At 72.3% G+C, this 24,542-nt stretch carries 21 protein-coding genes and 1 pseudogene; 11 read left to right on the top strand and 11 right to left on the bottom strand.

Translation table 11 applies throughout. The features are described 5' to 3' along the window. Window positions 1-5 precede the first annotated feature (5 nt). Together AQJ67_RS19770 and AQJ67_RS19765 are read right to left on the bottom strand one after the other, a co-directional pair. On the bottom strand, window positions 6-524 hold the full coding sequence (locus tag AQJ67_RS19770) for a hypothetical protein (protein ID WP_062720314.1): 519 nt from the start codon (window positions 522-524) through the stop codon (window positions 6-8). A 106-nt stretch (window positions 525-630) separates the two neighbouring features. After that, window positions 631-2,220 (bottom strand): FAD-binding oxidoreductase, encoded by a 1,590-nt coding sequence (locus tag AQJ67_RS19765; protein ID WP_062720313.1) that lies wholly within the window; start codon window positions 2,218-2,220, stop codon window positions 631-633. Between the two features lie 96 nt (window positions 2,221-2,316). Between AQJ67_RS19765 and AQJ67_RS19760 the strand changes: the two genes are divergently transcribed. Beyond that, window positions 2,317-2,913, top strand: a complete 597-nt coding sequence (locus AQJ67_RS19760; RefSeq protein ID WP_244190524.1) for a TetR/AcrR family transcriptional regulator — start codon at window positions 2,317-2,319, stop codon at window positions 2,911-2,913. 118 nt (window positions 2,914-3,031) lie between these two features. Here the strand turns inward: AQJ67_RS19760 and AQJ67_RS19755 are convergent, their stop codons facing one another. Beyond that, window positions 3,032-3,601 carry a GlcG/HbpS family heme-binding protein gene (locus tag AQJ67_RS19755; RefSeq protein WP_208615005.1) on the bottom strand — a complete coding sequence of 190 codons (570 nt, stop codon included), beginning with the start codon at window positions 3,599-3,601 and terminating at the stop codon, window positions 3,032-3,034. Window positions 3,602-3,832: 231 nt separating this feature from the next. Between AQJ67_RS19755 and AQJ67_RS19750 the strand changes: the two genes are divergently transcribed. Both AQJ67_RS19750 and AQJ67_RS19745 read left to right on the top strand, forming a co-directional pair. Then, window positions 3,833-5,056: a sensor histidine kinase gene (locus AQJ67_RS19750; RefSeq protein WP_062720311.1), complete on the top strand. Its 1,224-nt coding sequence runs from the start codon at window positions 3,833-3,835 to the stop codon at window positions 5,054-5,056. Next, complete coding sequence (locus AQJ67_RS19745; RefSeq protein WP_062720310.1) at window positions 5,053-5,697, top strand: response regulator; 645 nt, start codon at window positions 5,053-5,055, stop codon at window positions 5,695-5,697. The genes AQJ67_RS19750 and AQJ67_RS19745 overlap by 4 nt, the downstream gene beginning before the upstream one ends. A gap of 53 nt (window positions 5,698-5,750) precedes the next feature. On the opposite strand, the gene AQJ67_RS19740 is transcribed toward AQJ67_RS19745, so the two are convergent. The 4 genes from AQJ67_RS19740 to AQJ67_RS19725 form a co-directional block, all read right to left on the bottom strand. After that, the gene (locus AQJ67_RS19740; RefSeq protein WP_062720309.1) at window positions 5,751-6,194 is read right to left on the bottom strand and encodes a subtilase-type protease inhibitor; all 444 of its coding nucleotides are present in this window, start codon (window positions 6,192-6,194) and stop codon (window positions 5,751-5,753) included. A gap of 389 nt (window positions 6,195-6,583) precedes the next feature. Then, window positions 6,584-7,036 (bottom strand): hypothetical protein, encoded by a 453-nt coding sequence (locus tag AQJ67_RS19735; RefSeq protein ID WP_062720308.1) that lies wholly within the window; start codon window positions 7,034-7,036, stop codon window positions 6,584-6,586. A 28-nt stretch (window positions 7,037-7,064) separates the two neighbouring features. After that, on the bottom strand, window positions 7,065-7,904 hold the full coding sequence (locus tag AQJ67_RS19730; protein WP_079056049.1) for a DUF1206 domain-containing protein: 840 nt from the start codon (window positions 7,902-7,904) through the stop codon (window positions 7,065-7,067). A gap of 73 nt (window positions 7,905-7,977) precedes the next feature. Beyond that, window positions 7,978-9,402 (bottom strand): Gfo/Idh/MocA family protein, encoded by a 1,425-nt coding sequence (locus tag AQJ67_RS19725; RefSeq protein WP_062720306.1) that lies wholly within the window; start codon window positions 9,400-9,402, stop codon window positions 7,978-7,980. 365 nt (window positions 9,403-9,767) lie between these two features. Here AQJ67_RS19725 and AQJ67_RS19720 point away from each other — a divergent pair, with 365 nt between their 5' ends. Genes AQJ67_RS19720 through AQJ67_RS19705 form a run of 4 tightly spaced genes read left to right on the top strand, consistent with a single transcriptional unit; the run spans window position 9,768 to window position 13,700 of the window. Next, window positions 9,768-10,541 carry a thioesterase II family protein gene (locus AQJ67_RS19720; RefSeq protein ID WP_244190523.1) on the top strand — a complete coding sequence of 258 codons (774 nt, stop codon included), beginning with the start codon at window positions 9,768-9,770 and terminating at the stop codon, window positions 10,539-10,541. Then, window positions 10,538-12,127, top strand: a complete 1,590-nt coding sequence (locus tag AQJ67_RS19715; protein ID WP_244190522.1) for an MFS transporter — start codon at window positions 10,538-10,540, stop codon at window positions 12,125-12,127. The genes AQJ67_RS19720 and AQJ67_RS19715 overlap by 4 nt, the downstream gene beginning before the upstream one ends. Window positions 12,128-12,168: 41 nt before the next feature. After that, on the top strand, window positions 12,169-12,489 hold the full coding sequence (locus AQJ67_RS19710) for an acyl carrier protein (RefSeq protein ID WP_062720305.1): 321 nt from the start codon (window positions 12,169-12,171) through the stop codon (window positions 12,487-12,489). Then, window positions 12,486-13,700, top strand: a complete 1,215-nt coding sequence (locus tag AQJ67_RS19705) for a beta-ketoacyl-[acyl-carrier-protein] synthase family protein (RefSeq protein WP_062720304.1) — start codon at window positions 12,486-12,488, stop codon at window positions 13,698-13,700. The genes AQJ67_RS19710 and AQJ67_RS19705 overlap by 4 nt, the downstream gene beginning before the upstream one ends. 132 nt (window positions 13,701-13,832) lie before the next feature. On the opposite strand, the gene AQJ67_RS19700 is transcribed toward AQJ67_RS19705, so the two are convergent. The 3 genes from AQJ67_RS19700 to AQJ67_RS19690 all read right to left on the bottom strand — a co-directional run bounded on the left by AQJ67_RS19700 (window position 13,833) and on the right by AQJ67_RS19690 (window position 18,523). Then, window positions 13,833-16,784: a type 1 periplasmic-binding domain-containing protein gene (locus AQJ67_RS19700; protein ID WP_062720303.1), complete on the bottom strand. Its 2,952-nt coding sequence runs from the start codon at window positions 16,782-16,784 to the stop codon at window positions 13,833-13,835. A 120-nt stretch (window positions 16,785-16,904) separates the two neighbouring features. Next, complete coding sequence (locus AQJ67_RS19695) at window positions 16,905-17,819, bottom strand: amidohydrolase family protein (RefSeq protein WP_062720558.1); 915 nt, start codon at window positions 17,817-17,819, stop codon at window positions 16,905-16,907. 74 nt (window positions 17,820-17,893) lie between these two features. Next, the gene (locus AQJ67_RS19690) at window positions 17,894-18,523 is read right to left on the bottom strand and encodes a TetR/AcrR family transcriptional regulator (RefSeq protein WP_062720302.1); all 630 of its coding nucleotides are present in this window, start codon (window positions 18,521-18,523) and stop codon (window positions 17,894-17,896) included. An 87-nt stretch (window positions 18,524-18,610) separates the two neighbouring features. Here AQJ67_RS19690 and AQJ67_RS19685 point away from each other — a divergent pair, with 87 nt between their 5' ends. The 3 genes from AQJ67_RS19685 to AQJ67_RS19675 all read left to right on the top strand — a co-directional run bounded on the left by AQJ67_RS19685 (window position 18,611) and on the right by AQJ67_RS19675 (window position 21,742). Beyond that, window positions 18,611-20,005: an MFS transporter gene (locus AQJ67_RS19685; RefSeq protein WP_062720301.1), complete on the top strand. Its 1,395-nt coding sequence runs from the start codon at window positions 18,611-18,613 to the stop codon at window positions 20,003-20,005. Further along, window positions 20,002-21,243 carry an FAD-dependent monooxygenase gene (locus AQJ67_RS19680; protein WP_062720300.1) on the top strand — a complete coding sequence of 414 codons (1,242 nt, stop codon included), beginning with the start codon at window positions 20,002-20,004 and terminating at the stop codon, window positions 21,241-21,243. Before AQJ67_RS19685 ends, AQJ67_RS19680 begins: the two co-directional genes overlap by 4 nt. Window positions 21,244-21,328: 85 nt before the next feature. Further along, window positions 21,329-21,742, top strand: a complete 414-nt coding sequence (locus AQJ67_RS19675; protein WP_062720299.1) for a cytidine deaminase family protein — start codon at window positions 21,329-21,331, stop codon at window positions 21,740-21,742. Between the two features lie 5 nt (window positions 21,743-21,747). On the opposite strand, the pseudogene AQJ67_RS50720 reads toward AQJ67_RS19675, so the two are convergent. Next, a pseudogene (locus tag AQJ67_RS50720) lies at window positions 21,748-21,927 on the bottom strand (hypothetical protein); the annotation flags it as partial. 467 nt (window positions 21,928-22,394) lie between these two features. On the opposite strand from AQJ67_RS50720, the gene AQJ67_RS19670 reads away from it, so the two are divergent. Further along, entirely contained in the window at window positions 22,395-24,518 is a 2,124-nt protein-coding gene (locus AQJ67_RS19670; RefSeq protein ID WP_062720298.1) for a hypothetical protein, read from the top strand. Window positions 24,519-24,542 lie beyond the last annotated feature (24 nt).

Genomic DNA, 24,542 nt, shown 5'->3' with positions numbered 1-24,542 from the left:
GCTGTCTACGGCCCGTCGTGGTGTGAGGCCTCCGCCACCTTCCTGAGCGCCGACGTCGTGGCCGGGTCGCCGACCTTGGCGGGTTGATCGTGCCTGCCGGCCTCCGGGTGGTCGTGCTGGAAGTGGGAGGGGGCCAGCCTGGCGCCCGGGCCGGGACCTTCGGGCTCCGCCATCGCGTCGGCGGCTCCGGTACGGACGTCGCCGGAGCGGACCGCCGTAGGACGGTCGCTGTCCCGCGCCGCCCCTTCTTCCTCGCCCTGGCGCGGGCGCGGCTGGGTCAGCCAGGCGACGGCCGCGCCGGTGATGGCCAAGGGCCACTCCACCACGCCGGCGACGCCGAGCACCCCGGCTCCGGTGTACACCGCGATCCGCCGTCCGCGCGGCGATACCGCTCCGATCCGATCCAGCGCCCCGTCGGCGACCCTGCCCACCTGCCCCGCTCCGGGCAGGCGGCGCAGCCCGGAGCCGAGCATCCGCAACGGCTGAGGAAGATCCGAGGAACGTGTCGTCCTGACCTGACTCACTGCGCACTCCCTCCGCGCGTCGTCAACGACCCCGTACGTCATCGACTCCCGTCCGGGTTTCCCCTGCGGGACGACATATGCGGCATTTGAGGCGCTGGTGGCGTGGCTACGGCAGCAGAACCCCCGGATTGAGGACGCCGGCCGGGTCGAGGGCGGACTTGGCCGCGGTGAGCGCGGCGGCGAAGGGAGCGGGGCGCTGGCGGTCGTACCAGGGCCGGTGGTCGCGGCCGACCGCGTGGTGGTGGGTGATCGTGCCCCCGTTCGCCACGATCGCCTCGGACACCGCGGCCTTGATGTGGTCCCACTGGCTGACGAGGCTGCCCCAGCGGCCGGGCGCGTACACGCTGAAGTACGGCGCCGGGCCGTCCGGGTAGACGTGGGTGAACCGGCACGCGATCACCCCGGCCCCGGCGACCTCGGCCATGGCCCGCCGCGCCGCCTCCGTGACCGCGTGGTGCAGGGCGCCGAAGCCGTCCCAGGTGCAGGCCGTCTCGAAGGTCTCGGCGATCACCGAGTGGCGTACCAGCGCGTCCCGCTGGTACGGCATCCGCAGAAACGACGAACGCCATGTCTCGGCGGCGGGCCCGCCGCGCGCGTCGCCGTCGGATCCGCCGGTGGTGTCGGCGTCGGCCGGTTCGCCGCCGTGGTCCCGGCAGAGTTCCACCGCGCGCTCCAGGCTCGACCGCACCGGGTGGTCCGCCGACTCGAAGGCGAGGACGAGGAGGCCGCCGCCGACGCTCACGCCCGCGTTGATCAGCACTTCGGTGGCGTCGAGCAGACGGCAGTTCGCCGGGTTCAGTCCGCTCTGCGCGACGGCCCGGGTGGCCGCCACCGCAGACGCGTAGTCGCCGAACCGCACGGAGGTGCCGGCGCGCTGACGCGGGCGCTCCCGCAGTCGCATCCACGCCTCGGTGATGATCCCCAGTGTCCCCTCACTGCCCAGGAAGAGCCGGTCCGGTGACGGTCCGGCGCCCGAGCCCGGCAGCCGCCGTGACTCGCTGATCCCGACGGGCGTCACCACGCGCATCGATTCGAGCAGGTCGTCGATGTGCGTGCAGAGCGTCGCGTAGTGCCCGCCCGCCCGGGTGGCGAGCCAGCCGCCCAGGGTGGAGAACTCGAAGGACTGCGGGAAGTGGCGCAAGGTCAGGCCGTGCGGCCGCAGCTGGTCCTCCAGGTGCGGGCCGTACACGCCCGCCTGGATCCGCGCGGCCCGGCTGGTGGTGTCGATCTCCAGGACCCGGTTCAGGCGCCCGAGGTCGACGGTGACCACGGCGGGGTGGTCCTCGCACCGCGCCTCGACACCGCCGACCACCGAACTGCCGCCGCCGAACGGGACCACCGCGATGCCCTCGCGGGTGCACCAGTCGAGCAGGTCGGTCACGTCGCGCTCGTCGCGGGGCCGGGCGACCAGGTCCGGTACGTGCCGCAGGTCCCCCTCCAGATTGCGTACGACGTCCCGGAACGCCTTGCCGTGCGCGTGCGCGGCCCGGTCGGCCGGGTCGGCGGAGCACAGGTCGGCGAGAGAGGCCGGGGGAGTGGTCCGCGGGTCGGGCAGACCGAGCGAGGCGACGCTCGGCGGCTCGTGATCCGTCAGCTCGCCCGGCATCACCGCCCGCACCCGCCCCAGCAGCGCGTCCAGCTCAGCACCGCCCACCGCGTCCTCGACGTTGCCCCATCCCCACCACGATCGCGTCATTGCGCCCGCTCTCCCATCCGTCGCCCTAGTCGCACCGGTTGAATTGACCGATGGGTAAATTACCTACCGGTCACATGATTGGCTAGGATGCGTCTCATGGGCAAGGCCGGAACCAAGGGCGTCTCCCGTGTCGACCGGGAGCGGCAGATCATCGACGTGGCCGTGGAGGAGTTCGGCAGACACGGCTACGCGCGCGTGTCCGTCGCCGCCGTCGCCGCGCGCGCGGGCATCTCCAAGCCGCTGATCTACAGCTACTTCGACTCCAAGGACGGGCTGTACGTCGCCTGCGTCCACCACGTCGGCGCCCTGCTGGCGGACTCGGTGGCCGCCGCCCGGTCCCGCAGCGGATCGACCGCTCACGCCGTCGACACCCTCACGGCGATCTTCACCACGGTCGAGCACTGCCGGTACGCCTGGGCCGTCCTCTACGACCCCGCCCTCCCACCGGCCGGCGAGATGCGCGACGCCGTGAACCTCTACCGCGAGCGCCTGTCCGCCATGGGCGCAGCCGGTGCGGCTCAGTTGCTGGCCGGCGCCGGGGACGACGACCCGCTCGACCACGACCTGCTCAACCACGTATGGCAGCACGCCGTCACAGCCGTCATGCGCTGGTGGTTCGAGCACCCGGACCAGAGCACGGCCGAGATGACGGCCCGTTGCGCCCGCCTCCTCACGGCGCTGGGAACCGGCTGACCCGGGCGCGCCGGACTCGTGAGCCACGCGTCGGTTCCGGTACGTCCACGACGGGCCGCGTCGGGGGAACGCGGCCCGTCCGGCAGGGCCGAAGGCGGCAGCCCGTGACGCCGGGTGACTAGCGGGTGATCGCGTTGGCGCCCGCCTGCGCGAACTTCTCGTCCAGCGCGCCGGACGGGGCGCCCGCGACACCGATACCGGCGATCGGTGCCTTGTCGGCGGCCACGGGTACGCCGCCCGCCAGGAACAGGGTGCCCGGAATGTCCTTGAGGTTCGGGGCCTGCTCCAGGCGCTCGGCCAACTGGGAGGTGGCGGCGTTCCAGGCGACCGCGGTGAACGCCTTGCGCTCGGCGGACTCGTAGGACTGCGGGCCGGCGCCGTCGCCGCGCAGGGTGACGAGGGTGTTGCCGTTGCGGTCGACGACGGCGACGGTGACGCGCTGGTTCTCCTTCTCGGCGGCGTCGAGCGCGGCCTGCGCGGCCTTGGTGGCGGCGTCGATCGTCAGGTGGGTGGAGGTGGTGGTGGCCCGGTCCGGGGCGACGGCCGACGCGGCGGCGGTGGCCGTGGTGGCGGGCGCCGAGGCGTTCGCGGAGACCGCGCCGAAGCCCGCGAGGGCGACGACGGCGAGCACGGCACCGCCGGTGGCGACACGGGCACGGCGGGAGAGGTTCTTGTGCACTCGGTTCATGGGTCGGTCGACTCCTTCGGTGGGCGGGCGGCCCGGTTGCCGCCCCTCGTCCGCTCTCCACCCTCGGCCCGGAACCAGGCCCCGACGGTCGGCGTTCCGGCTCCCTCCCGATCGCGCGACGGACGACACCGGGGTCATCCGATCGGTTGACCTGCCCAGCCCCGGGGCCGGGCCACAATGGAGGTGTTTGCCCAGTTCAGCGCCCCACGGGAGGGAAGGGAGGCGACCCGCATGGGAAACCGGTCGTACGAGCCGGACACCGTGGACACCCGGTGGCTCGGCGCCGTGATGCACGTGGCGTTCTTCCTGCTGCTCGGCGGAGCGCTCGCCCGCTTCCTGCTGCGCCACCCCGGCGAACCGCGCACGCCGTGGATCATCGCGCTGTGCGCCGTCCTCACCGTCCTGCATCTGCTGGGCCCCAAGGCCGGCGACTCGGGCCCCCGACCCGACCGGCGCCGCACGACCTGGCTGGCGCTGGTCGTCGTGGTGTGGATGGTCCTGGTCGTGCTCGCCCCCAGCTTCGCCTGGTGCGCGGTGCCCCTGTTCTACACCGGCCTGCGCACACTGCCGCAGCGCGCGGCCCTCGCCCTCGTGGCGCTGCTGACCGTGTTCGTCGTCGCCGCGCAGGTACAGCTGTCGGGCCGTTTCGACCCCAACCTGGTCCTCGCCCCGCCCGCCGTCGCCGCCCTCGCCACCGCCGTGTTCCTCCAGATGGAACGGCACACCGCACGCCAGCGCGTCCTGATCGACGACCTCATCCGCACCCGCCACGAGCTCGCCGCCGCCGAACGCCGCGAGGGCACCCTCGCCGAACGGCAGCGGCTGTCCATGGAGATCCACGACACGCTCGCCCAGGGCCTGTCCAGCCAGCGGATGCTGCTCCAGGCGGCGGACCGGGTGTGGGACACCGAGCCCGGCAAGGCCCGCGCCCACGTCCGCACCGCCGCGTCCGTCGCCGAGCACAACCTCACCGAGGCCCGGCGCTTCGTGCACGACCTGGCCCCCGCCGACCTCGCCCGCGGCGGCGGCCTCGCGCAGGCCCTGCGCGCCCTGGCCGCCCGGGAGACCGGCTCCGAACCCCACACCGGCGCGCATCTCGCCGTACGCGTCCACATCGACGACGACGGCCGGCTCCCTGACCTGCCCGACCGGGTCCAGTCCGCCCTGCTGCGCATCGCCCAGGGCGCCCTCGCCAACGTCCGCGACCACGCCGCCGCCGACCACGCCGCGCTCACCCTCACGCTCCTCGAAGACACCGTCGTACTCGATGTCACGGACGACGGCGACGGCTTCGACCCCGCCGCTCTGCCCGACGCGCCCGGCGCGGAACGCGGCCACGGGCTGCCCGCGATGCGGGCCCGGCTGCGCGCCCTCGGCGGCACCCTGACCGTCGAGTCCGCTCCCGGCGAGGGCACCGTCCTGTCCGCCGCCGTCCCCCTGGAGGCACCCCGATGACCCCCGACCGCGCTGCCCCCGTACGGATCCTGGTCTGCGACGACCACGCCGTCGTCCGGGCCGGGCTGCTCGCCCTGCTCGACAGCGCCCCGGACATCGAGGTCGTCGGCGAGGCCGGCACCGGCGAAGAGGCGCTCGCGCTGGCCGCGAAGCTCACTCCGGACGTCGTCCTGATGGACCTGCAACTCGGCGAGGGCATCGACGGCGTGGAGACCACCCGCCGGCTCGCCTCCAGCCCCGGATCCCGTACCCACGTCCTGGTCCTGACCACCTACGACACCGACGCCGACATCACCCGCGCCATCGAGGCCGGCGCCACCGGCTATCTGCTCAAGGCCGAACGTCCCGACGAGCTCTTCGCCGCGATCCACGCCGCCGCCGAGGGACGCACCGCCCTGTCGGCACCGGTCGCCGGCCGGGTCATGGCCAACCTGCGCCGGCCGCGGCCCGCCCTCACCGACCGCGAACGCGACATCCTCGCCCAGCTCGCCCGCGGCATCGGCAACCGCGACATCGCCCGCGCGCTGTACATCAGCGAGGCCACGGTCAAGACCCACCTGCGGCGCGTCTACGACAAGCTCGGCGTCGACACGCGCGCGGGCGCCGTGGCGGTCGCGAAAGAGCGACGTCTGCTGCCGTGACCATGAAAGGGCGGGCCGCACCGCAAGGGTGCGCCCCGCCCGCCCGTTACCGCTCAGAAGGCGAATGCCGCCGCCCCCTGAGTTTCCTTGATACAAGGATTGGCGAAGGTGTGCTCGTAGTTTATCCGTGTACCACGCCATACCCCTTGCACCGTCACGACAATGGGGCGGTATTCCCTGGTGCAGGGCCGCCCCGCGGCACTCCCGCGGAGGGTGGCCAGACGGTCGAGGTCACCGTTCACCCGGTCCAGGTCCGCACAGGCCTGCCGCGGGTCGGGGTGCGTTCCCGAGGTGGTGTACGCACAGTTCACCGTCACGGCGCGCTCCGGCGTCGTGGTGGCGGCCTTCTCCCCGTGACCGGTGGTCATGACCAGCGCCGACGGGGCGTACAGCGAGGCGGGCGCGGCGGGCGCGCTGTGCGCGGGCACGCTCAGAGGACCCGCGACCGCCGTGCTCAGCAGCGCTCCTGTCATTGCCCAGCGCGTCATGGGACGCATGGTGTAACTCCCTTCTGTTCGCGGTGTTCGATGCCTCGAAGTACCCGCCCTGCCCCTGTCGTCTCAGGAGGCTGGAGCCGAATTCCGTACCGTCGCAGGAATTCGGACCCTATTGCCTATTCAATCAGTGGCGTGATTGTTCGACCGGTTCCCGAGGGTGAGGAGGTGAGGGGAATTTCATTCGGGTCGTCGGCTGAAGGAGTGGCCGATGTGGCTGTGCTATGAAATGGCCGGAAAACTGTGAGTGTGTTTTCGGCCCGAAGGAGGGCGGGACAGCCGCGTCGCGCGGACACGCCGAGAGGCCGCCAGGCGATGTTCGTCCTGGCGGCCTCGGGATCGGTGATGGACGGAGGTTGTACGGAGGTCGTACGGAGCAGGCTCGTCGGCGGTCAGAAGTCGGTGGGCAGTCCGCTCACCTCGGCGATGCCCCGGAGCTCCTCCGTCTGCCGGTGCCGTTCTCTGATGTAGTCGGCGATCTCGCCGAGGCGGGCGGGGTCGGAGGCCGTGGTCGCGTCGGTGACGATCCTGACCGGGCCGGTCTCCTCGACGTCGATCTCGACCACTTCGTTGTCCAGGCGGCCGGTGACGGCGGTGGCGATGACGAGGGCGGCCTCGTCGCGGACCTCCTGGGGCAGCTCGTCGGCCGCCCCCGCGTCGAGCGCGAGGTCGTCGCTGGAGAGGCGTTCCTCCTCGATCGCCTGCAGGACCGGTTCCACGGCGCGCAGCAGGAGGCGGTAGTCCTCCGTGTCCATCCGGATGCGCAGGAGGTCCAGGTACACGTCCACGGCCCGGCCGTCACCATGCGCCCGGCCGTCGCCATGCGGAATCTCGGAATCGCTCATCCGCTTCGTGTTCCCCACCAGCGGCGATTCAGACGTGCCGCCACCGGGCCATGGCGAAGGAGAACACCCCGAACAGCACCAGCCCGGCCGCTACGCAGACCAGCAGCCAGGGGCCGAGAGGCGTGTCGGCGAAGATGCGCAGGGTGTCGTCCAGCCCCTTGGCCTGTTCGGGTTCGTAGGCGACGGCCGCGCGGACGGCGAAGACGCCGGCCACGGCGAACACCAGCCCGCGGGCGGCGCCGCCGACCACGCCGGTGACGTCCACCAGCTGCCGGGTCCTGCGGCTCATCCGCCCGAGCCGGAGCTCGTCGTGGTACTTGCGCAGGACCGCCCGTACGGCGATCCAGCCGCCGGCCACGACGACGGCGATCCCCGCCGCGCCGACCAGCCACTGGCCGGCGGGGATCTCCAGCGCCCTGGCGGTGGCATCCCGGGACTGCCGGTCACTGGACCCACCGCCGCCGTGGTTCCGGCTCGCCGCGAACGACAGCACGGAGCAGGCGACGACGACGTAGAACGCGAACCGGGCCACCGCCAGCAGCCGCTTGCGCGCACTGCGGCCGTCCTGCCCGACGGAGCCGAAGACCGCCTCGGACAACCGCCACAGGGCCATACCGACCAGCCCGATGCCCAGCGCCCACAGCAGCACCGCGCCGAACGGCTTCTGCGCCAGTTCCTCCAGTGCCCCGCCACGGTCGGCCTGCCGGCTCGTGTCGCCGAAGGCGACCTGCAGCGCCAGCGCGCCGACCAGCAGATAGATCACACCCCGGGCGGCGAGACCGGCCCTGGCCGCTCCCTCGACGACCGAACCCCGCGCCACCCGTCGCGCCCGAAAACGTCCGGTCCGTGCCAACGCACTCGTGTCCATCGAGACCTCCCGGACATCCGGATGCCCCGGCTGGACCGCCGCACACCCCGGCCCTGCTCGGGCGCGGTGCCACTCAGCCGACGGGCGGCATGTCCGTGGGGCTGGAGTCGAGTCCGGGGCGTTTCGTGGCCCAGGCGCCCCGGGTGAAGTCGGGGATCTCCACCGGGCGGCCGTCCCGCGCCAGGGACGCGGCGCTCAGCGGGACCGCCGCACACCAGGCGGCCGAGTCGTACACGTCGATGTCGGGGACCAGCCCGGCCCGCATCAGCTGGACGGTGCGCCACTGCAGGACGTAGTCCATGCCGCCGTGCCCGCCGTTGTTCGCGGCGTCGTCGCCGACCTTCCGCCACAGCCAGTGGTCGTACTCCTTGCGGTAGTCGGCGAAGTCGCGCCAGGTGTGACCGGCGTGGTCGGGTTCCAGATAGACGCGCGCGCCGGTCGGGGAGGGCCCGGCGTAGTCCTCAACGATGCCGCGGCTGCCGGCGAGCGTGTTGATCCTGCTGTAGGGGCGGGGCGAACTCACCTCGTGCTCGGCCCGGATGACCCTGCCCCGCGCCGTCTCCACGAGGCAGGTGACCAGGTCGCCGTTGATGTACGTCTCCTTCCAGGACGGATGGTCCCGGGGCATGAAGCGCTCGCGGTAGTCCGCCAGGCCCTTCGGGGCGGTCGCGGTGGCGCGCAGGGTGGCCATCCGGTCGCCGCGGTTGATGTCCATGGCCGCCGCGATCGGGGCCAGGCCGTGCATGGGGTACAGGGACGCGGTGCTGCGGGTGTGCCACAGCCGCCGCCAGGAGTCGGTGTAGTACGTGTCGGAGAAGAGGAGTTCGCGCAGGTCGTGGCAGTAGCCGCCGTGCCCGTTGGTGATGTCCCCGAACAGGCCGGCGTGCGCCATCCGCAGCATGGCCAGCTCGTTGCGGCCGTAGCTGCAGTTCTCGGAGAGGAACAGGTGCCTGCGGGTGCGCTCGGAGGTGTCGACGAGATCCCAGAGCTGGCGCAGTTCGGTGGCGACGGGCAGCTCCACCACGGCGTGTCTGCCGCTCAGCAGCGCGGCCCGGCCGTGCTCGTAGTGGAACTCCCACGGAGTGGCTACGTACACCAGGTCGATGTCGTCGCGCCCGAGCATCCGGGCGTAGGAGTCGGCCGACCCGCCGTACTCGGCGGGTCGGGGCTCGCCCTTGCTCTGCAGCCGGTCGGCGGCGCTTCGTGCGCGGTCGGCGCGGATGTCGCAGACGGCGGTCACGGTGCAGCCGGGTACGGCCGCCCAGCCCGTGATCATGCCGCCGCCACGGTTGCCCAGGCCGATGACACCGACGCGGACGGTTCTGTGGACCTCGAACGGCACGCCGATCATCGACTTCTGCCCGGGACGCCGGCCGGGCGCCGGTCCGGTCGCGGCGGACGCGGCCGGTGCCGCGGCGGTCATCCCGGCCGCGAGCGCTCCGGTGGCGACGGCTCCGCCCAGGAGCAGTCGGCGTGAGACAGCGGGGGTTTCGGACATGACGACAACACTCCTCGTGAGGTGGCTTGCATCACTGCCGGTGCACTGTCGGGACGGTGGGGTCTGTCGGGGCATGACTCTGCGGGCTTCACGAGTGCATGTCAATATGTGCTCGATAGAAAGCAGTTACGAGCAGGATCGAGCATCAGCGGGGTCGGGTGACTGCTTGTCAGGAGCCGGTCGCCCCACCGCCTTGACGCCTGTTGATGCCTCATTTCAGTGAATGTCGGCCGGCCTGCGGCGTGCTGATCCCCCCTCGGCGGACGGCAGGCGAAACGATGAACCCCGACTCCCGACCCCCAGCCGCGGCGCCGGGGGCTGCCTGGAGACCACGCGTGTACGGCGAGCGGATGTGGGCGGTTTGCGTGACTGGCGGACTGACACGGGTTGTACTGCAGGAGCGCCCCGAGGCGGCGGTGCGCCTGTACTGCCTGCCCCCGGCCGGAGCCGGAGCGGGGTTCTTCGCGCCGTGGGTGGAGCTGCTGCCGGCGTGGGCGGAGATGTGCTCCGTGAGCCTGCCGGGCCGGGGGAGCCGCGCGGAGGAGCCGTCACTCACGGACACGGCTGCCGTGGCCGCGCTGGTCGCGGAGATCGTGGATGACGGCGCCGATCCCCGGCCGTTCGCCCTGTTCGGGCACAGCGTGGGCGCTCTCGTGGCCTTCGAGGCCGTACGAACCCTGCGGGCCTCGGGCGGCCGGCTTCCGCTGTGGGTGGGCGTGTCGTCGCTGCGCGGGCCACAGGACGGCGCGTACGCGAGGGGTCTGCTGCCGCTGCTGATGGGAGGACTGGAGGGGGTCGGCCAGCTGGTGGGCGGGCCGATCCCGCACCGACTGCTGAAGGATCCGGTGTTGATGGCCGTGGCGTGCACGCCGCTGCTGGCCGACTGTCTGCTGCTGTTGCACCATCGCCACCGCGACGAGCCTCCCCTGGAGGTACCGCTGGCGCTGTACGGAGGCGCGCAGGACCCGACCACCAGCGAGCGGCAACTGCTCGAATGGAACGAGCTGTTCAGCACGGCGGCCCGGCCGCGGCTGTTCGAGGGCGGCCACATGTACATGCACGGACAGACCGAGACCCTGGTACGGCAGGTGGCGGCCGACCTCGGCGCGGTGGTCCACGAGGCGGTGCCCGCCGTATGACGGCGCACCCCGGCCGGGAGGCGGATGCCGGGCTCCGACGGGGCTGGGCGGCCGGGGTGGTGTGCCTCGGGCTGTTCATGCTCGGCATGGACCTGACCGTCCTCAACGTGGCCGTGCCGCAGCTGCGCGAAGCCCTGGACGCCACCACGGCGCAGGTGCAGTGGATCGTCGACGGGTATGCGCTGATGCTGGGCGGCAGCGTCCTGGCGGTCGGAGCGGTGACCGACCGATGGGGGCGCCGGCGCTGCTTCGTCCTGGGCGTGGCCGTGTGCGGCGCGTCCTCGGTCGGCGGGGCGCTGGCCGGGGAGCCCTGGCAGGTGATCGCCTCGCGGTGCGGCATGGGAGCCGGGGCGGCGCTGCTGATGCCGGCCACCCTCGGGGCCCTGCACCACATGTTCCCCGAGCCGGAGTTGCGGCGTCGCGCCATCGCCGTGTGGGCGGCGGTCGGGGGACTCGGCGGGCTGAGCGGGCCGGTGATCGGCGGCTGGCTGGTCGAACACGCCTCGTGGCGGGCCGCGTTCTGGATCAACCTGCCGCTGACCCTGGTGATCATCACGGCGTCCTGCCTGCTCGTCCCCGAGTCGCGCGCACCACGGTCGGCCGCCTTCGACGCCGCCGGGGCGCTGCTGTCCACCGCGGGCCTGCTGGCCCTGGTCTGGGCGATCATCGAAGGCCCGCACAAGGGCTGGACCAGCGCGCAGGTCGTCACGGGCTTCACGCTCGCCGGGCTGATCCTGGCCGCGTTCCTCCTCCGGGAGCGCCATGCGCGGGCGCCGATGCTGCCGTTGCACCTGCTGGCCAGGCCCGGCATCGGCGTCGCCGCCGCGGCCCTGGCGCTGATGTCCTTCGCCCTGTTCGGCGCCCTGTTCGTCCTCACCCTGTACCTGCAGGGCGTCCTCGGCTACAGCCCGGTCGAGGCAGGGGTGCGCACCCTGCCGCTGCCGGCCGGGCTGGCCGTGGGCGCGGCGGCGGCCGTCGCCGTCCAGCGCCACCTGGGGACCAGGGCCACCGTGGTGAGCGGGCTGCTCGTGGTCACCGTCGCGCTCGGCGTCTGGGCCACCACCACCGTCCAGTCCGGCTACGGGCACTGCGCGCTGTTCCAGACGATCGCGGGCGTGGGCGCCGGGCTCGTGGCGGCGGCGGGCACCGAATCGGTGATGGAGTCGGTGCCCACCGAGCAGGCCGGCCTGGGATCCGCCATCAACGACGCGACACGGCAGGTGGGTTCCGCTCTCGGCGTGGCCGTGCAGGGCTCCCTCCTGACGGCCGTGTTCACCGCCCGCTTCGTCGAGGCTCCCGCCGTGACGGCCACCGTGCCCGAGGTGGCCGACGCCGCACGACACAGCCTCCTCTCCGTACCGGACCAGGCCGGCCTCCTGCCGCCGGCCGAGCGGATCGCCGTGCTCTCGGCCGCCCGTGACGCGTTCATCGACGCCATGACGCTCACCGCGACGACCGCGGCGGCGGTGGTGCTGCTCACCGCGGCGGCCGCGGCCCGCTGGCTCGCCCCCCGCACCGCACCGCTGCCGGCACCGCACACCCGACCAGGACCGCTGCCGGAAGCGGGGACGCCCCTCTCCGACTGACCACCCACACCGCCCACCCGCCCACAGTTCTGGAGGCACGCATGGCGACGACCCTGGAGACCATCACCCAGGTGCTCACGGAGACCTTCCCGATCGACGCCGCCGACATCACCCCCGAACGCACCTTCGAGGACCTCGGCCTCGACTCGCTGGCGCTGCTGGAGATGGGCCTCGCGGTCCAGGAGAGCACCGGCATCACGCTCAACGACACGGAACTGCCGAAGACGGTCGGTCAACTGGTCACCCTGCTGGACACCGCACGACCCGACACCGCACAGACCGACAGCGCACAGGCCGACAGCGCACAGGCCGACACCGCGCCGGCCGCCCCGGCCCTTGCCGCCACGGACAACAGCGCATGACCCGTGTCGCGATCACCGGCCTGGGCATCGTCAGTCCGGCCGGCCTCGACGCGGAGAGCACCTGGCAGACCCTCCTGACGGGCACCTCGACCGCGCGGCGTGACGAACAACTGGGCGGGCTGCCGGTCGACATCTCCTGCCAGGTACCCGACTTCGACGCCCGTCGGCTGGTCGGTCCGTCCGCCTGGCGGCTGGACCGGTTCACGGCCATGGGCCTCCTCGCCGCCCGCGAGGCCCTCGCGGACGCCCGCCTGGACCCACGGACCTGGGAACCGCTCCGGGTCGGCGTCGTGATCGGCTCGGGCACCGCCAGCATGGAACGCTACGACCACGAATTCGCCAAACTCGCCGACGACCGGCCCCTGGACATCTCCCCGCTCGCCATCCCGCGCAGCGTGCCGAACATGTCCGCCGCCGAGATCGGCCTCGACACCGGCGCCCGCGGACCGAACCTCACCGTGTCCACGGCCTGCGCGTCCGGAGCCACCGCGCTCGGCATCGCCCGTGACCTGCTGCGCGCCGGGACGTGCGACGTCGTGCTCGCGGGCGGCGCGGAGTCCGTACGCCACCCCATCCCCGCCGCCTGCTTCCACCGCATGGGCGCGCTCTCCCAGCGCACCGACGACCCGGCCCGGGCCAGCCGCCCCTTCGATTCCGCCCGCGACGGGTTCGTCCTGTCCGAAGGCGCGGCCGTCCTCGTCCTCGAACGCCCTGACCACGCCCGCGCCCGCCGCCACCCACCACGCGGCTACCTCGCCGGATACGCGGCCACCTGCGACGCCCACCACTACGCGGCCCCCCACCCCCAGGGCCGGGGCGCCGCTGAGGCGCTCACCGCCGCACTCGCCGACGCCGCCCTGGAACCGGCCGACATCGGACACGTCAACGCCCACGGCACCGCCACCCGTCTCAACGACCTCGCCGAAGCCCGCGCACTCACCACCGTTTTCACCGCGCCGCCACCTGTCACGTCCCTCAAGGGGGCGATCGGCCACGCGATCGGCGCCGCGGGCGCGATCGAGGCGGCCGTCACCGTCCTGACCCTCCAGCACGGGTTGATCCCGCCGACGGCCAACCACGAGGACACCGCCCTCGACATCGACCTCGACGTCGTCGCCAAGGCCCCCCGCACCACGCGCGCCACCGCCGCCGTCAGTACCTCCTACGGCTTCGGAGGCCAGAACGCCGCCCTGGTCCTCACGACCTGCTGAGCGACGGCACGCCGGTGCTGTGACGCGCCCTGCGTCAGGCGGGTCGGATACCGAACGGTGCGACATAGCGGACGACGCCCCGCGAACTCACGCCCCCGGCGAGGGCGGACAGGACGAGGTCGGGCCGCGCGATCACTCCTCGCGGCACACCGTGTCCGGGTCGGCGCCCTTGCGGCCCGGCGGCGCGGAGAGCGGTTCGTCGCTTCCGGCGGGCCGACCGCATACGGTGACCGACCGCACCTTGTGGCCTCGGTAGGTCACCCGCACGATCTTGTAGCCGTGGCCCCGCTGGTCGGCGTAGGGCTGGCTGCCGGCGAAACTCACCGTGCCGACCGGCAGGTTCGGGTTGGGGCGCCAGCGCAGGTCGGCCCAGGTCTCCGGAGCCGTCTGGGGGTCGTCGCCGTTCTTCGAGGCCCGGTACAGCACCGCGGTGGCGCTGTAGGCCAGTACGGCCTGGCCGCTGGAGAAGAGCGCGTCGTCCCAGGGCTTCGCGGGGTCGGCCAGCGCGGTCGCCGCGGTGCCGGTGGGGTGCAGGTCGCCGAGCACGCGGTGGGCGTCCTCGTAGAAGCCGGCCGCGCCGACCAGGTCCATCGGGGCCAGCGCGAAGTGGTAGAGCGTGACCTCCGGGGGGATGCGCAGACTCTCGCCCTCGTCGTAGTTGCTCTTCGCCAGGTCGTCGCCGGTGAACACGGTGATGTGCCGGCCGGAGCAGCCGGGCGTGGAGCCCAGCTGGGACATCAGGTTGGGTACGTCCTCCACCCGGCCCGCGAAGTACAGGGCCCTGGGCACCGGGTCGCTCGCGCAGATGTCCTCCACCGGGTCGGTCAGTTCCGGCTCGCCGTTGGGGCTCAGCCGGTAGGAGTGGGAGGGCAGCGGCTCGAAGCCGGCCCGGTCCAGCATCCCCTTGCCCACTCTGGCCTGCTCGGTCGTGTAGAAGTCCTTCTCGCTGCCGACTCTGCGGGCCAGCACCACGGCCCGGGCACCCTCCTCGCGCCGGGCGAGTTGGCGGGCGACGACGAGCAGCGCGTCGGCCTCCTCCTCGTCGGTGGCGGCCAGCCCGAACCAGTTCGACAGCTTCCGCGCCAGATGGCTGCCGGAGTTGGTGGTGCTCACCACGGGCAGGCCCGCGCCCTTGAGGATCGCCACGGCGTCGTCGCTCTCGGTGGTGTCCCGTCCGAGGCCGACGACACCGACGACCGACCGGTCGCGCCGGGCGAGCTCCGCTATGTGCCGGGCCATGGGCAGCACCTGGAGCATGTTCTGGCCGGCGTTGGCGAGCAGCACCCTTATCTTCGTCGGCTGATGGGTGCTGACGTTGGCGTAGTGCTGGTAGAGGTAGACACCCGTGATCTCCTCCAGGCCCTTGCGGGTGTCGGACTCCTCCGTCGCGGTGACCGGGCCGGCGTAGACGATCGTCACGTACTTGTCCGTGGGGCCGATCTTCGCGTTCTCGGCCCTGATCGCCTGCTCCACGGCGTCGAAGGTGACGCCCTTGCCGGCCCCGTACAGTTCCAGCCCGTTGCCCTCGGCCAGCCGTACGTCCCCGGTCGCGACGCCCACGCACTCGCCGCCCATCAGAACGGAGTCCGTGTTGGAACCGACCAGCCGGCCCTGGCAGTAGCGCTGGGCCATCCACCGGTTGCCCAGGAAGCCCAGGCCGAGGGCGATGGCGAGGACCACCGCGAGACAGGGCCGGGACCACAGCAGCCAGGCGGCGGTACGCCGGATCCGGGTGGTGGAGTGCTGCGCGGAGTGCCGGCGGCGCAGCTCTTCGGCGGACAGCGGTATCCACAGGATCCACGGCAGGGCGGCCGAGCGCCCGGGGGACTGGCCGACGTTGAGACCGGTCACCCACTCCTGGTACCGGGCGTCCGCCGCGAAGGCAGGCTCCGGATCGTCCGGTCCGGGCCCGTTGGGCCGCGGTGCGGTGAGCTGCCCCGGGTCCTCGGATCCCGGCGGCCGCAGCCGCTCCGCCGCGGGGATCGCGGCCAGCACCAGCAGCGGGTCGACCTCGCTGCGGCGGGTGCGTACATTGCTGATCGCCCGCAGCAACAGCAGGCCGCCGTCGTCCTCGGTGGCACACGGCAGATACACCACCGGTGGAACCGTGCGCTTGCGGCGGCGCAGGTCCACCGTCCGCGGCCGGAAGTTCTCGCGCAGGTCCTCCAGCAGCGCCAGCACCCGTAGCTCCAAATGGAACTGACGAGCCGTCATATCACCGGCCTGGGCTGCCACCACCTGCTGGGCGACGGCGAAGGCACGGCCGCGGATGGTCTCCCAGGACTTCGTCGGCCGCCACCGGGACCATTCGGCGGCCTCCGGCCGGTCACTCGAAGGCGCCAGGAACGTGGTGGTCGCGAACCAGCGGCTGGCCCGGCGCAGCCACAGCAGCGGCGGCGCACTGCGCGCCAGCAGGTGCACCACGCCGAACGCCGCCAGCGCCAGGGCGCCGCCCCACACGGCCGTCTGCCAGCCGCCCTCGCCCAGCAGCACGCTCAGACAGGCGATGAACATCGCGCCCACGAAACCTGACGGGTTCACCACCGCACCGAAGGTGTCCGACAGCGCCGTTACACGTCTCTCCTCGTCGGCGCCGTCCGGATCACGCCCCGGCCGCCAGCGCAGCTCGGCCAGCCGCCGCATCAGCCGTTCGCGCCGCTGCGCGGCGGACCACACCGTGCTCACATCCCCGCCGACCTCCGGCGCGGCCTGCTCGATGGCCCGCAGCAGCCGCGAGCGCGGAAAGCTGAAACCCTTGTACTGCGACTGGTTCTGGTTGTCCCAGGGGTGTTCGCACAGCTGGCGCACCATGTCGATCGCCGAGGAGTACGCGTCCGCGCCGCCCCCGCCGTCCAGCCGCTTGGCGATCAGCCCCCGCGGCTGATGGCCCTGCCGGACGAACTCCACGACCTGCGCGACCCGTCGGTCCAGGGTTCCGCTGTCGTCCTCCTCACCGGCCTGAAGGACCACCAGCGGCGTCACCGGCGGGTTGTCCCGGAAGTTGTCGATGAGCCGCCTCATCAACTCGAAGACCGCGTCCGCCGCCTCTATCCCGGCGCTGCCGCTCCACGCCTCTCTCGCCACTCGCTCCGCCCCCGTCGCATCCGCCCGAACCGGCACTGCCGGATCCGATGCTGATACCCACACCGAAACACGCTGCACCGCACAGACGTCGGATTCTCACGAGCGTGCCCAAGGTGGGCGTCACAGCCCGAACAGTTCTACGGCGTTGTCGTGGCAGACCGCCCGCAGCCACTCGTCCCCGAGCCCCAGCCGTTCCAGGGCGTGCAGTTGATGGACGTACGGATAGGGGATGTTGGGGAAGTCGGAGCCGAGCAGGACGCGGTCGCCGAGGTCGGCCAGCCGGGGCAGGGCCCTGCGGGGGAACGGCATGAGCCCCTCGGTGAAGTCCGTGAACGCCATCGTCGTGTCCAGCCGCACCTCCCGGTACTGCTCGGCGAGCCCGAAAAACTCCTCGTACTCGGGCATGCCGAGATGTGCGACGACCAGCCGCAGCCGGGGATGCCGTGCCAGCACGTGCGCGATCGGCTCGGGGCCGGTGTGCTTGCCGGGCGCCGGCCCGGAGCCGCAGTGGATCACCACGGGGATCCCGGCCTCGGCCAGCAACCCCCAGGCGGAGTCGAGGAGTTCGTCGGCCGGGTCGTACGCCCCCACCTGCACATGCGCCTTGAAGACCCGCGCACCCGCCTCGACGGCCTCGCGGACGTAGGCCTCGACGCCCGGCTCCGGGTAGAGGGTGGCGGTGTGCAGGCAGTCGGGGGTGCGGCGGGCGAAGTCCGCTGCCCAGCCGTTCAGCCAGGGCGCCATGCCGGGCTTGTGCGGGTAGAGCATCGAGGTGAAGGCCCGTACGCCGAACTCCCGCAGCAGCGCGGTCCGTTCCGCCTCCTCGGCGCGGTAGGTGATCGGCCACTCCAGCCCGCCGGTCAGCGGTCCGAGCGCGTCGAAGTAGCCCCAGACCTTGCGCAGCACGCGCTCCGGCATGAAGTGCGTGTGCACGTCGACCAGGCCGGGAAGGCCCAGCCGCCCCCAGAAACGACGGATCGCGGCGGACCCGGGGTGGGGGTCGGGGGCGACGGACGACGTGTGGTGATCGTTCATGCCGTTCACGATCGCCCCTCGTGTGGCGGCGGGTCCATTCCCCTGAGCGGGGATGCGGGAGGGATCACTCGCCCCTACTTGGCCCGGTACGCCCGGAGGAAGGTCCGTACGCCCTCCACGAGGAGTGGCCGGACGCGGTCGTCCTCCGCGGCGTTCGCGGAACCGAACCTGTTGAGCGCGACGCTGAAGGTCAGCGCGATGAACTGGTCGGCCGCGAGCCGGGGGTCGGGGACGTCGAGGAGGCCGGCCTCGGCGAAGGCGGCGAACCGCTCGGCCAGTGCCTCGTCCGGGGCGTCGGCCAGGGAGTTCTCGCCGCCCTCACCGAGTCCGGACTGCGCGCGGACCAGTCGTTGCAGCGTCGCGTACTCCGCCGAGCCGAGCATGTCGGTCGCGATCCGCGTCGAGAACGTGACCAGGACGTCCTCGAGGTCGGCGGCCTCGGCGGGATCGGCCAGCGTGTCGTCGAGGATGCGCCGGATCGTGGTGATCAGGGACTGGCCGACGCCGTCGACGACTGCCTGCAGCAGCGTCCGCTTGTCGCCGAAGTAGTCGTAGACCGTCCGCTTGGACACCCCGGCCCGGGCGGCGACCGCGTCGACGCTGGTCCGGTCGAAGCCGTCGGCGAGGAACAGTTCCCGGGCCGCGGTGAGGATGGCTGCCCGCTTCCGCGTGGAGCCCTCGCGCAGTGTCTTCGTGGTCGGCATGGTCGCATCCTAACCTGATTACACTGCACGGTGTAGTGTAGTCCCGGTAGTTCCTGGATGTACCCGGCACCGAAGGAAAGGACGTTCATGACCACGACCCTGGCTCCCCCGGTCCGCGCCGGGAGGGCCGCCGTCGGGGCTCTCGGCATGCTGGCAGTCGCCACCGGGGCACTGGAGTCGGTGGTGACACCGACGCTCCCGCTGCTGCAACGCGAGTTGTCGATCAGCCCCGCCCAAGGGGCGTTACTCAGCATCACCCTGCTCATCACCGGCGCTCTCGTCACGCCCGTCGCGGGCAACCTCGGTGACCGCTACGGCGGGAGACGGGTCATGCTCCGGCTGATGGCGGTCGTCTCGGCCGGCGGCCTGGTGTCCTCGCTGGCGCCGAACCTGCCGGTGCTGCTGCTCGGCCAGGTACTGGAGGGCGCGATGGTGGGTGCGATGCCCCTGTCGTTCATCCTGGTACGCAGGCACCTCCCGACGGGAGAGTCCCAGGTGGCCATCGGGGTGGTCAGCGGGCTGTTCGTGGGCGGCGGCATGCTGGGCACGCTGATGGCCGGGCCCGTCGCGGAAGGGCTGTCCCGGCACTGGATGTTCGCGATACCCACGATCGCGATCGTCGTGGCGACCCTGTTCGTCCACCGGCTGATGCCGGACGATCCGCCGACCCGGCCGGACGCCAGGATCGACTGGCCCGGCCTGGCTCTCCTGAGCGGCATCCTGCTGACGCTCATGCTCGGCCTCTCGATGGCACCCGAACTCGGGGCCCGGCCACTCGTACTGGGCGCCCTCCTCGTGCTCCTGGCGCTGCTGGCCGCCGGATGGATCCGCGTCGAACGCCGTTCGCCCTCGCCGATGGTCGATCTGCGCCTGGCGGCGAAGCCGCAGACATGGAGCTCGTACGCGATCACCTTCGCCGTGTGCGTAGGGACCGCGGTGTCGATGTTCCTCGTGCCGCAGCTGTTCGCGGTGTCCGCCGACGGGTACGGCTTCGGGGCCGACTCCACCGACATCGGCCGGTACCTCCTGCCGGGGGCCGTCGCGGGGGCCGTCAGCGGGCCGCTCGGCGGGGCCGCGGCGCGGCGTTTCGGCTCGACTGCCGTGGTCACCGCCGGAATCGGCACCATGACGGCCACCTTGCTCGCCATGGCGGTCCTGCACACCGCGGTCTGGCACCTCGTCGTCGGCAAGGCACTGGTCGCCCTGGCCAGCGGTGTCTGCATCACGGCCATGGTCGTCAGGACCGCCACCTCCGTCGACCACGGCAACACCGGCACCGCCACCAGCCTGGTCCTGGTGACGCGCGTGATCGGCTTCGCCGCCGGCGCACAGGTCAGCGGCGCCTTCCTCGCCGCCGGAACCCGTCCAGGTACGGACGACCCGGCCGAATCGGCCTTCGTCACCGGCTTCGTCATCGCCGGCGCCGTCACGGCGCTGTCCCTCCTCGCCGTTCGCACCATGAGCAAAGGAGTCAGGAAATGACCAGCACCCACCCGTTGACGGCTGCCCGTACCCCGGCCCGGAGACGCGAGGTCCTGATATCGGGCGCAAGCATCGCGGGTCCCGCACTCGCCTTCTGGCTGAACCGCTACGGATACGCCGTCACCGTGGTCGAGAAGGCGGCCGCATTACGCAGCGGCGGCTACCCCGTCGACGTACGCGGCACCGCACTGGAGGTCGTCCGCAGGATGGGGATCCTGCCCCAACTGCGCGACGCGCACGTCGACTTGCGTCGGCTGACCTTCCTCGACGCGGACGGCGGCACGGTGGCCTCGGTCGACCCGCACGCCGTGGCCGGCAGTGTCGCGGGCCAGGACCTGGAGGTGCGGCGCGGGGATCTGACGGAGGCTTTGTACGGGGCGGTCCGTGACGACGTGGAGTTCTTGTTCGACGACTGTGTCGAGACCCTCGACCAGTCCGGCCACGGGGTCGACGTCACCTTCCGCGGGGGCGGCCGGCGTACGTTCGACATGGTGTTCGGCGCGGACGGTCTGCACTCGCGTACCCGGGAGTCGCTGTTCGGCCCCGAAGAGCAGTTCCACCGCTACCTCGGGTACTGCTTCGCCGGCTTCACCCTGCGCAACACCTTCGGTCTCTCCCACGAGGTCATGATGTGGAACACCCCGGGCAGAGCCGCGGCTCTCTACGCCGTGGGGGACAGCGACGAGGTGCACGCCCTCCTGACCTTCGCCCAGCCGGAAGCCCCCGACTCGTTCGGCGCGTTCCGTGATCCCCGGGCCCAACGGGACCTGGTCGCCGCGACGTTCGCCGACGCGGGATGGGAGGTCCCGGGCATGCTCGCCGCCCTGCGCGACGCGGACGACCTGTTCACCGACGTGGTCAGCCAGATCCGTATGCCTCGCTGGTCCAGCGGCAGGGTCGCGCTGCTCGGCGACGCCGCGTACGCACCTTCCTTCCTTACCGGTCAGGGCTCCAGCCTCGCGCTCGTCGGCGCGTACATGCTCGCCGCTTCCCTCGCCGACCGGGACGCCGCCGCGGGCTTCGCCGCCTACGAACACGGCACCCGTGGCTTCGTGACGCTGAACCAGGACCAGATCGGCGAGGGCGACGCCCCACTCTTCCCCACCACCGCCCGGGGTCTGCAGCGGCGCAACGACATGCTGCGCGGCCTCAGGGCCGCAACCGTGCCCTCCGCGGAGGCGCGGCCCGCCCATGCGGCCCTCACCCTGCCGCCACCGAGGCCGGGCCAACCGGGATGAGCAGTAAGCAGGAACCGCGGATACTCGGTTGCGCATCAGGGTCGGGCGGGTCAACGTCGTCTGACACCGGACGAAGGCAGAGAGCATGACCACGCAGATCCAGGACGTCGACCACGAGCTGATCCAGGCCGCGGCCGACGTCGCGCGCACGCGGTGCCGGGGCGACAACCACACCATGGCGGCCGCGGCCCGCGCCGGGGACGGGCGCATCGTCACCGCGGTGAACGCCTACCACTTCACCGGAGGGCCGTGCGCCGAGCTGGTCCTCATCGGTGCGGCAGCCGCCCAGGGCGTCTACGACCTGGACACCATCGTCGCCGTGGGCGACCGCGACCGCGGCGTCGTTCCCCCGTGCGGCCGGTGCCGCCAGGCACTTCTCGACTACTTCCCCGACCTCAAGGTCATCGTCGGCGAAGGCGACCGCGTCCGAACCGTCCTCGTCACCGACCTGCTGCCCGCGAGCTATGTCTGGGCCGACCACCAGATCGACGCCGGGTAGGCCGCTCACGCCCCAGCCCCCGAGCACGTCGCGCGGATCTGGGCGCTGCTCAACCCCGAGGAGCTCCGGCCCTGGACGACCGCCTGACCGGGCCGAGGGCTCGCCAGGATGAGCGAGGTGATCGCGCCGAGCACCGGCAGGACGGTCGGCGTACGGAAGTGTGGGTGCTCGACCCGGTCCCGGCGCGCCGCCGACCTCGCCGGCGACCTGACCGGTGGTGGCGTAGATGCCGGTGCCGGGGATGTCCCCGATCACGAACAGGACCAGCAGAGTAATGCGGGTGACCTGAAACCGGCGCGGGGCCGACCGGCACACCGGTCCATACCAGTGGCAGTCGCACCGGTGTTCCCCGACCGTCCGCGGATGCGGTGAACACCCCTCCCACCTGCGCGGCAGAGGCCGAAGCCACCCCCGCGGGCGGCCGTGATCCCCGGTCGAGCACACGGTCCGGGCGGAGCGACCCCCCGTCCCGCACCTGCGTTTTTCCGTCAGGTTCCGCAGCAAGAGCACGAAAGCTCCACAGATACCTCACTATTTGACGCGACGGATGGGTCGACGACCGGCGACTGAGGGGGAAGCCGGCGTCACGCGCGGGGGTGCGTCCGCTCAGCGGAGCAGTAGTCACCCCTGCCCTGGGAGGGGACAGCACCGCATGAAGCGGACCTTAGGCACCACCTTGCTCACGACGGGCGCGCTCATATCGGCGCTCGGCGCGCCGGCCGCACACGCGGCGACCCCGCCGCCCCGCATCGATCTGCGGGTGCTCGTCGTCAGCGACGGCGGCCCGGCCACCGACGCCATCGCCGCCGAACTGGACACCGCGGGAACGCCGTACACGGAGATCGACCTCACGCGGTCCGACCGCCCGGTGATCGACGCCGGTTACCTCGCGGACACCGTGGACGGCCGGGACCGCGCCAAGTTCCAGGCGGTCGTGCTGCCCAACGACAACCCGTTCCCGGCGAACTCGCCGGAGATGGCCGCCCTCGCGGCATACGAGCAGGCCTACGACATCCCGCAGGTCGACGCCTACACCTACGCCCGCCCCGAGACCGGCCTCCAGTACCCGGTGTACGGCGGCTACGCGGGCAGCGTCGACGGGGTGCGGGCCCAGGTGACGGAGGCCGGGCGGGCGGGGGCGTTCGGCTACCTCGACGGGCCGGTGCCGTTCGAGGACAACTCGCCGACCGTCGGCGAGAGTTATGCCTATCTGTCGACTCCGACGGCCGGCGCCGACTTCACCCCCTATGTGCAGGCGCCGATCCCGGGCACCGCCAAGCAGGGCTCGCTGGTGGGGGAGTACCGGCACGACGGGCGGCGTGAACTCGTCGTCACCTTCGTCTACAACGAGTACCAGCAGCAGTTCCGGCTGCTCGCCCGCGGCATCGTCGAGTGGATGACCGGCGGGGTGCACCTGGGCGCGTCCCGCAACTACTTCGCCGTCCACGTCGACGACGTGTTCGCGGCCGACGACCGCTGGAACTCCACCCTCAACTGCACACCCGGCGACGTGGACTGCACGGACCCGAACGCCACGCCCGACCCGATCAGGATGACGCCCGCCGACGTCGACCACGCCGTCACCTGGCAGCGCGAGCGCGGCCTCACCCTCGACCTCGCCTACAACGGCGCCGGCAGCGTCGACCACCGCGAGGACAACAACGGAGCCGACCCGCTGGCCGACCGGCTCGTCACCGACCGGGCCGAGTTCCGCTGGATCAACCACACCTACACGCACGCCTTCCTCGGCTGCGAACAGGACACCTCGGTCGTGCCCTGGCGCTGCGCCACCAACGCCGACGGCAGCACCAAATGGGTCAGCCGCGCCGACGTCGCCGACGAGATCGCCCACAACAGCGCCTGGGGCCGGTCGGCCCAACTCCCGCTGGACGACGACGAGTTGGTGACAGGCGAGCACTCCGGACTCAAGGTGCTGCCGCAGCAGCCGGCCGACAACCCCAACCTGGCGCTCGCCCTCGCCGACACCGGCATCGCCTGGCTCGCCTCGGACAACTCCCGCGAACCCGGCCAGCGGCAGGTCGGCCCCGCCACGACCGTGCCCCGCTACCCGATGAACATCTTCTACAACGCGGGCCGCGCCGCCGAGCAGGTCGACGAGTACAACTGGATCTACACCAGCCGCGCCCAGGGCGGCAGCGGCATCTGCGAGGACAACCCGGCCACCACGACCTGCCTGTCCGAGCCGCTCGACACCGCGACCGGCTACGACCGGCACATCGTGCCCCTGGAGCGGCAGATCGCCCTCGGCCACGTCCTCGGCAACGACCCCAAGCCGCACTTCATCCACCAGTCCAACCTGGCCGAGGACCGCATCGCCTACCCGGTCCTGGACGGCGTCCTCGACACCTACGGCACGCTGTTCGCGCAGAACACCCCGCTGGTCAACCTGAGAATGAAGGACATCGGCAGCGAGCTGAAGCGGCGCGCCTCGTGGCGGACCGCGGTGGCCGACGGTCAGGTCACCGCCTACCGGATCGGCGACACCGTCACCGTCGAGAGCCCCGCAGGCGTCGACGTCCCCGCCACGATGCCCGAGGGCACCGCACGGGACGGCTCCGCCTTCGGCGAGGCGTACGCCGGTGAACGCTCCGCGTGGACCGCCGCGACCGCCACGCCGCTCACCCTCACCCTGCCGCGGTCCGCGGCCCCCGCCACGGTCACCGGCACGGACGCCTCCGCGCCGGTCACCGCCCCGGCACCGGACGCCCGCGTGCCCGAGGGCGTGGCCGAGCCCGTCTCTCCCACGGGGAGCTGACCGGCTCGACCGGCACCCCCGCCC

The sequence above is a fragment of the Streptomyces caeruleatus genome, assembly GCF_001514235.1.
Taxonomy (GTDB): domain Bacteria; phylum Actinomycetota; class Actinomycetes; order Streptomycetales; family Streptomycetaceae; genus Streptomyces; species Streptomyces caeruleatus.
The sequence above is the reverse complement of the archived record's forward strand: the minus strand, read 5'-3'. Positions and strand labels throughout refer to the sequence as shown.

Excerpts from the sequence above, each read along its gene's own strand:
- AQJ67_RS19740 (WP_062720309.1), bottom strand. The coding sequence starts at position 6,194 with ATGCGTCCCATGACGCGCTGGGCAATGACAGGAGCGCTGCTGAGCACG.
- AQJ67_RS19750 (WP_062720311.1), top strand. The coding sequence starts at position 3,833 with ATGGGAAACCGGTCGTACGAGCCGGACACCGTGGACACCCGGTGGCTC.
- AQJ67_RS19755 (WP_208615005.1), bottom strand. The coding sequence starts at position 3,601 with ATGAACCGAGTGCACAAGAACCTCTCCCGCCGTGCCCGTGTCGCCACC.
- AQJ67_RS19675 (WP_062720299.1), top strand. The coding sequence starts at position 21,329 with ATGACCACGCAGATCCAGGACGTCGACCACGAGCTGATCCAGGCCGCG.
- AQJ67_RS19760 (WP_244190524.1), top strand. The coding sequence starts at position 2,317 with ATGGGCAAGGCCGGAACCAAGGGCGTCTCCCGTGTCGACCGGGAGCGG.
- AQJ67_RS19685 (WP_062720301.1), top strand. The coding sequence starts at position 18,611 with ATGACCACGACCCTGGCTCCCCCGGTCCGCGCCGGGAGGGCCGCCGTC.
- AQJ67_RS19730 (WP_079056049.1), bottom strand. The coding sequence starts at position 7,904 with ATGGACACGAGTGCGTTGGCACGGACCGGACGTTTTCGGGCGCGACGG.
- AQJ67_RS19670 (WP_062720298.1), top strand. The coding sequence starts at position 22,395 with ATGAAGCGGACCTTAGGCACCACCTTGCTCACGACGGGCGCGCTCATA.
- AQJ67_RS19695 (WP_062720558.1), bottom strand. The coding sequence starts at position 17,819 with ATGAACGATCACCACACGTCGTCCGTCGCCCCCGACCCCCACCCCGGG.
- AQJ67_RS19680 (WP_062720300.1), top strand. The coding sequence starts at position 20,002 with ATGACCAGCACCCACCCGTTGACGGCTGCCCGTACCCCGGCCCGGAGA.
- AQJ67_RS19735 (WP_062720308.1), bottom strand. The coding sequence starts at position 7,036 with ATGAGCGATTCCGAGATTCCGCATGGCGACGGCCGGGCGCATGGTGAC.
- AQJ67_RS19715 (WP_244190522.1), top strand. The coding sequence starts at position 10,538 with ATGACGGCGCACCCCGGCCGGGAGGCGGATGCCGGGCTCCGACGGGGC.
- AQJ67_RS19710 (WP_062720305.1), top strand. The coding sequence starts at position 12,169 with ATGGCGACGACCCTGGAGACCATCACCCAGGTGCTCACGGAGACCTTC.
- AQJ67_RS19765 (WP_062720313.1), bottom strand. The coding sequence starts at position 2,220 with ATGACGCGATCGTGGTGGGGATGGGGCAACGTCGAGGACGCGGTGGGC.
- AQJ67_RS19690 (WP_062720302.1), bottom strand. The coding sequence starts at position 18,523 with ATGCCGACCACGAAGACACTGCGCGAGGGCTCCACGCGGAAGCGGGCA.
- AQJ67_RS19725 (WP_062720306.1), bottom strand. The coding sequence starts at position 9,402 with ATGTCCGAAACCCCCGCTGTCTCACGCCGACTGCTCCTGGGCGGAGCC.
- AQJ67_RS19705 (WP_062720304.1), top strand. The coding sequence starts at position 12,486 with ATGACCCGTGTCGCGATCACCGGCCTGGGCATCGTCAGTCCGGCCGGC.
- AQJ67_RS19745 (WP_062720310.1), top strand. The coding sequence starts at position 5,053 with ATGACCCCCGACCGCGCTGCCCCCGTACGGATCCTGGTCTGCGACGAC.